The sequence below is a fragment of the Myxococcus sp. CA039A genome (assembly GCF_013336645.1).
In the GTDB taxonomy this organism is placed as follows: domain Bacteria; phylum Myxococcota; class Myxococcia; order Myxococcales; family Myxococcaceae; genus Myxococcus; species Myxococcus llanfairpwllgwyngyllgogerychwyrndrobwllllantysiliogogogochensis.
Genome location: NZ_JABUMQ010000471.1, coordinates 1 through 6454, shown reverse-complemented (window position 1 = coordinate 6454; position 6454 = coordinate 1). Strand labels below are relative to the sequence as shown.

The 6454-nt window shown below is 60.0% G+C and carries 2 protein-coding genes and 1 pseudogene; 1 reads left to right on the top strand and 2 read right to left on the bottom strand.

The features are described 5' to 3' along the window. Positions 1-22 precede the first annotated feature (22 nt). Positions 23-1771 (bottom strand): histone deacetylase, encoded by a 1749-nt coding sequence (locus tag HR086_RS43615; RefSeq protein ID WP_174468594.1) that lies wholly within the window; start codon positions 1769-1771, stop codon positions 23-25. A gap of 814 nt (positions 1772-2585) precedes the next feature. On the opposite strand from HR086_RS43615, the gene HR086_RS43610 reads away from it, so the two are divergent. Further along, positions 2586-5498, top strand: a complete 2913-nt coding sequence (locus HR086_RS43610) for an NACHT domain-containing NTPase (protein WP_174468593.1) — start codon at positions 2586-2588, stop codon at positions 5496-5498. Positions 5499-6151: 653 nt separating this feature from the next. Here the strand turns inward: HR086_RS43610 and HR086_RS43605 are convergent. Then, positions 6152-6325 (bottom strand): annotated as a pseudogene (locus HR086_RS43605) (transposase domain-containing protein); the annotation flags it as partial. Positions 6326-6454 lie beyond the last annotated feature (129 nt).

Sequence of the window (6454 nt, the reverse complement as noted above, 5' to 3'; positions counted from 1 at the left end):
GGGTGGGCGAGCAGGCGGGGGCTCAACCGTGCCGGGACTCCACGGTGAAGTGGCAGCGCTCGCGCTCGGCGGCGATGACGTCGGTGTCGACGGGAACGGGCTCCAGGCGCAGCACCACGTCATCCGGCTCCCAGCGGTAGGGCTCGCCGTTGAGCGACACGCGGCCCTCGGCCACGGCGCGCGTGGCTTCGAGCAGGGGCAGGTGGGCGAGGTCTCGCATCATCGCCTCGAAGCGACCCTGACGCGCGGGGTCCACGAAGCGGAAGCGGGCCCGGGCGACCACGGCGAGGTGGTACCACATGGGCCGTGAGGCCACGCCCGCGAGGCCGAGTCGTTTGGCCATCAGCACGAACATCTCGGTGGCCTCGCGCGCGAGGCCGAGGCCGGGGACGTCCTGGCCAGGGAGCTGGGGGCGGCGCTCGCTGAAGCGCGCGCGGGGATGGCGCAGACTCAGCCAGTTGACGAAGAAGAAGGGCTCGCCCGCGATGGTGCGCCGCTCCACGACGGCGTCGACGAGCAGGTGCTCCTGTCCGCCCGCGCGGCCCAGGACCTTGATGCGGTCTCCGACGCCGGTGGAGCCCACCTCGACACGCGGGCGGCTGTAGCCCAGGCGCTCCACCTGCCACAGCAGGCCATAGCGGAAGAGGGCGTACTCCAGGGACTGCGCGGTGTAGTAGCCGAGCACGCGGGGCTGCAACGTGCCGCCCAGGCCGAGCGAGCCCTCCAGGTCCTCCAGTGTGAGCGGCTCATCGAGCGGCTCGCCTTCCTGCGAGAGCAACCGGGAGATGCGTTGATAGCGAGCGCTCAGCGGGTCATAGCGGTCCTTGATGCGGCGACCGCCCATGCCGGACAACACGAGCACGGTGCCGGCGAAGACCTTCCAGGACTCGGCATGGTAGCCGCCGCCGGGGAGCCACACGCTGGGCACACCGCGCAGCGCGCGCGCCAGGAGCTGGTCTCGTCGTCGCGCGCCTTGCACGGTGAGACCCACGCGTCCGAAGCGGTCACCGGCGAGCACGTCGCAGCCGGCGATGACGAAGGCGAGGTCGGGCTTGGGCATGCGCGACAGCGTGGCCTCGAGCAGCGCGAGGTAGCCGTCGTCGGTGATGCCCTCGGGCACGCGCGTCTCGTCGACGCCTTCGGGCAGCGAGCCCCAGTCGCTGCCGGACAGCGAGCCAATCCAGACCTTCGGATGTCCGGCCAGACATTCGGCGGTGCCATCGGGAGGGTGGGCGTCGAGGTCGAGGACGACAGTCTGCCCTTCGTAGCCATCCGCGTTGAGGGAGGCGAGCGCGATGGCGATGTCGTTGACGGCGCAGAAACCGCCGCCGCGACTGGGGGCGGCGTGGTGGAAGCCGCCGGACATGTTCACCACGGGGCCACGGCGGCCGAAGGCGAGACGCGCGGCGCCGAGGGTGCCGCCACAGACGAGACGCACGTTGGACAGGAGGGTGTCCACGGGCACTTCGGACGGGTCGACAGCGTAGATGCGAGCCAGGGTCTCCGGGAGGCTGAGTGACTCCAGGTAGGTCGCGTCGTGGACGCGGGACATCTCCGCGTAGCTCACGGGCCTGGGCCGGTAGACGTCCGAGGGGCGGACGACGTGCTTCTCCAGCAGATACCAGGTGGTGAAGTCCACGCCGCGCGGTTCGACGCCGACGGTGGACTCGATGCCGGTGAGGGGGAGTCGGTAGTCCTCTTCGTAGAAGATGGGGACGTGCTCGCTGCGCAGCGAGGGGAACCACCGACCCAGCCAGCTCCAGACGCTCATGCCGCGAACCTCGCGGGAGAGGGGAGCGGACGCGGCGGGGTGGGACGGGAGAGACGGCGCACGGGGTTGCGACTTTCGCCCAGCGAGCGCCGCGTGGGGGCTTTTTCGTGAGGACTGGTGTGGGGCGCGTTCGTGCCCGACAATCCACGACGGAGCCGGAACAACTGCCGGAGAACCACCTCGCACGTTTCGTGATGAAGGTTGTGGAGGAACTGGACCTCGCACCCATTCAAGAGCCCCAAGAGAAGGAGCTGCGAAGCTACCCGCCATACGAGCCGAAGATAGTGTGGCGCCGCAGATGTATATGTACGCCAGCGAGCGTCGTCACACAGCGCCGCGAGCGCCAGACAACCCTTGTCCTCGTCCCACACGCCTAGCAGCGCCGGCGCTCGCTGTCGACTCTCACCTCGTGGGTGGCGACAGGGCGGGCTGTCGTCCGTGCCATGACGCCCTCCTATTCTCAGCGGGGCAACACCCGGGGCTCAGGCCATATTTGCCGGCGTAGAAAAAAAAAGGGGGGGCGGGCCGCACCCAGCCTCCAGGCTGGCGTCGACGACCCCTGCAGAATTCGGGCCGTGTGGCTGGGTCGTTTCACCAAGCGAGTGCAGGGCACCGAAACGTCGTCGCCGGCATAAATGAAGGACAGGCACCTTGTCAGGGTGGCCTTCCGTTTGGGCGACATGGCCGCAATGAGGCACCAGGAACGCTCCACGACTGGATCAGGCTAATCGTTCAGCACGGCCGCTATCTCCAGCGGGCCCATCTGCTCCATAATGACGCAACTACCCAGGAAGGCAGAGGCTCGATGCCGGACATGACAAGTATCGCAATTGGATTGTTTGCCCGTGCTCTCATCAAGAGTGGGGGAGAAGCAATACTCAGTGCGGGCGCTCCTTTTATCGCATCATTCAAGAAGGAGCTCATTGGGGGTGTCTCAGGTGAAGCCCCTGCAGCAATAAGAAATACAATCGAACGACTGAACATCAAAAAATCAACAAGAGACAGGCTACTTAGCAGCGGGAGCATCTTCGACCTCGCAGGACTGGCATGGTCAGAACTCCTGAGCGAACTACCTGACGATATTGTCTCCATAAACACCTCGATGACTACGGCCCGAGAGCTCGCCAGGCGCCTTGACCCATATTGGTTTGTCGAGGCAATAACCTCACCCCGGGCCTCCGAAGTTGCTTTCGACATAGGCGCAAAGAGCCCAGCCGAGCTTTTTGAAGAGGGCCTCAACAACAAGGCCGTCGCATTGATTTGCAATGAGGTTCGAGACGAACTACAGCTTGAGGAAGACGTCGATCCGCGTCCACTGGTCGAAGCCATCATCCGGAAAATGCCGAATAGGATCCATGAACTGTGGATATCGATTCCCGGCATTGAAGCGCGCGTTACTCGGCTCAATTCGGAGGCAATTCTGAAACATGTAGATGGGTCAATTGACAAGGCCCAACTCAACAGGGAACTCTGGACTATCTCTCAACAACTAATTGCCACCTTAGATGAGGACGTCTTTGGTCGCCAGTCGGCTCAGCGCAATGAACCTCCCTTGTTGATGCATAGGTCGACATACGTCGAACCTGAGGCAACAATGCGGCGAGCTCGAGTCAAGGATTCCTCCGGCCTAGCGCGAGGCCCCGTCAAGGATGTGATTCGAAGGGCATTGGCATCGGAGTCCAAGGCGCACCTCGTAATGCTTCATGCTCCTTTTGGGTACGGAAAATCACTAACGTTTAAGAGTCTTGCGGCAGACCTGGCTGGAGAGTGGCAGAAGGCCCCTGCCGAGGCTCCGTTTCCGATTCTACTTAAGTGTCCAGAAATTCTTTCTGGGCACGTCTCGACCCTTAAGGCAGCCGTCCAGAATAGCCTCTCAAAGCAGACAACACTAGCGCCCTCTGCGATAGAGAAATTGTGGACCACTCAAAAACTAGTTTTATTGCTTGACAGCTTCGACGAAGTCCACATGGCGGAAAAGGAGGCTAGGGGCTGGATAGACGAAATGCGCCAGATTTCAAATGGAGAACGTGTGCGAGTGGTTGTTGCTAGTCGCCCGCATGCCTTTAGCGAGAAGTGGCTCAGCACCAATGACTGGGAAATTGAACTCCAGCGTTTCGATGAGGCTCGTGGACAACAGTGGCTTGATGCGGTTGCCGGGCTCTTTGGACCCAAGTCACTGACGTTCAAGGAGGTCTCAGCGACTCTCGACCCCGAGTTGGCCGGTACGCCAATTCTACTTGTGATGGCTGCCTATGGCTGGGACGAAACTGCTGCTCTAAGGAAGATCTCAAAGGCGTCGCTCTACCGACGGTTTATTGAGAAGATTTCAACCGGAAAATGGTCGGATGTACAAGAGGCGCATCAAGTAGTTCTTCATGGCATGGATGTGCTCGCTGAACTGGCTGGACCGAATGCGTTTCGAAAGGCACTTCGAATATTGGCGTGGGAGTATCTACGCATGGAGCAGCGATACTCGGACGAAAAGGAGGTCGCGGGTCTTTCACGCCGACATGTCAGCGACACCCTTCAGTCTGGCTTTAATGGTATCGGGGAAGAACAGATTGACACGATAACGCACTCACTATGTCTCTCCCTGTTTCTACACAAGTCAGCCGGCACAGAATCCGTTGTCTTTACGCACCGATCCTTTAGAGAATATCTATGCGCAGAGCATGTTGTGGATACCCTTAGAAGCAGGCGGTCTGGCCTCCGTTATCTTTCACCAGCTTGGCAACTCATGACTGAGGCTGAACTCGGCGAGGCTGACCTGGCATTCGCGGGTGAACTGTTGCAGGAACTGGATGGGGCGGAGCGTGCACAGGTTGTTGGTGCACTTGATGATTGGTATAGAGACGGGAGGCGAATCTTCCACAAAGGAAAGAACGAACTGCAAATCGAGAAGGGCGAGTTGGATTCCGAGTTTGGATTGGCTCCACCTGGCACAGATCGATTTTCGGTATTTCATGCAAACGTGGAGCGCCTTTCACTTGTTGGGCGAAACATCTCGCTACGTGAAATGTCGGAGCGGCTTCGAATTCCCTTCTCCCATCTCGGAACAAGAGACGTCCGAACACTCTCGGATGGGGAGTGTCGAATCCTTACCGTAATCATGCATAAGGCGGAAGGGATTGATTCGTCTTATGGATATCGCGTGGAGGATGGTGCCGGAGTCTTGGTGCATCCGATACAGGAGCTAGACTTCTATCGAGAGTGTCTTGAGAAGGCTCCTGCGATCATGGTTCCCGTGGTAGATGTTGGTCGAACGTATTTTATTTGCCAGTCTCCTGGATTGAGAATTCATCATTTTGTTAGAGGCGGGCTGGCAGTCGGTGCGCGATATTTTCTTGATTATGGCAGGACGCTCGAGCAGGCAGAGATTGCCGGACTTCAAGTCTCTCCATACGGGCTATCCCGGGCTGTGTGGACGTCAGGTGGATTCAAGATTGGCTTCATATTCTCTGAAGATGTTCGGTTCAAAATGTGGTGGGCCTTTAGGGGACTGACCATGGCTATTGAGTCGTTGTCGGATATATCGGACAGCCATGGTTTGGCTCCTAGTTCAGATGAAATGCGAAAAGTTCATGAAATTGCGGGAACACTCCTCAGTTGGAATGAACTCCCATGGAGGCAATTGTTTACTGCATATGAATCCCTTACTGAAATGATCGAACACATCGGAAGAAGAGCCCTAGAGCTTGAGGGAGTGGATAACGACATCCCTTTCTGATTTTTTTAGAAAACTGTTGGTTGCCGGGTTGCGATAGAGATGGCTCTCCACCAGTGACGACTGGAGCCGCCCCTGCACAGTTCCCAGCGGGCGCTGCTAACCCAGGGCGGGGTTGACGTGCTTGGAAGCGGTGAGCGTCAAGATAGACGTCGCGTGAGAGGGTTCAGTCGATGCTCTTCAGTTCCTGCACTGCCGGGGTGAGGTTGGGCGAGGCGACAGTCAGCCGGGTGCTGCGGCTGCATCGGGAGACTGGAGGTGTGAATCCACGCCCCCGAGGAGGGGAGAAATTCTCGCCCATTCGCAGCAAGGTGGCCGGAGAACTGCGGCGCCTGGTGGCCAAGACACCGGATGCCCCCGTGGTGGACTTGATGGAGCTGCTGACGGCACGTACCGGCGTGGTCACCAAGTCGGGCTTCCATGCAGAGGGCTATGCATCGACTGGGCTTGTCGCACAAAAAAGTTCTTCGCCGCCTCCGAGCGGGACGCGCCGCAAAACCTCTGGCGCAGGCGCGTCCTCGCGGCACGATTGAGCGTCACGGACGTCCGGCGTCTGGTCTCTCTCAAAGAATGTATCCGTCCAGTCAGTGACGCGGAGTGAATGGTTGAAGATAGACGAGGTCCGTGCCCAGGGGACGCCGCGACCGGAGGGGTGTTCAGAGAGAGGGTTGGAGGTGTGACTCAGGCAGCCCCGTGGTCTGCCTGCGCTTCCACTTGTGCGGCAGCAGCTCCGCGATGCGCAAGTTGGAATGCGTCTGGAAGCGGAGCAGGACGTCGGCCAGGTACACCTCGGGGTTGACGCCGTTGGCCTCGCAGGTCGCCACCAGCGCTTAGAGCCTCTATCAAATGTGAGGATAGAGGCTTCGGAAGAGCATGACGCAGCAGCCGAGGACGAGGAAGCCGAAGTGGATGTCGTCCCTGCGCTCGTCACGGACACGGAGCCGACGAAGTTGATTCTT

Excerpts from the sequence above, each read along its gene's own strand:
- HR086_RS43615 (WP_174468594.1), bottom strand. The coding sequence starts at position 1,771 with ATGAGCGTCTGGAGCTGGCTGGGTCGGTGGTTCCCCTCGCTGCGCAGC.
- HR086_RS43610 (WP_174468593.1), top strand. The coding sequence starts at position 2,586 with ATGACAAGTATCGCAATTGGATTGTTTGCCCGTGCTCTCATCAAGAGT.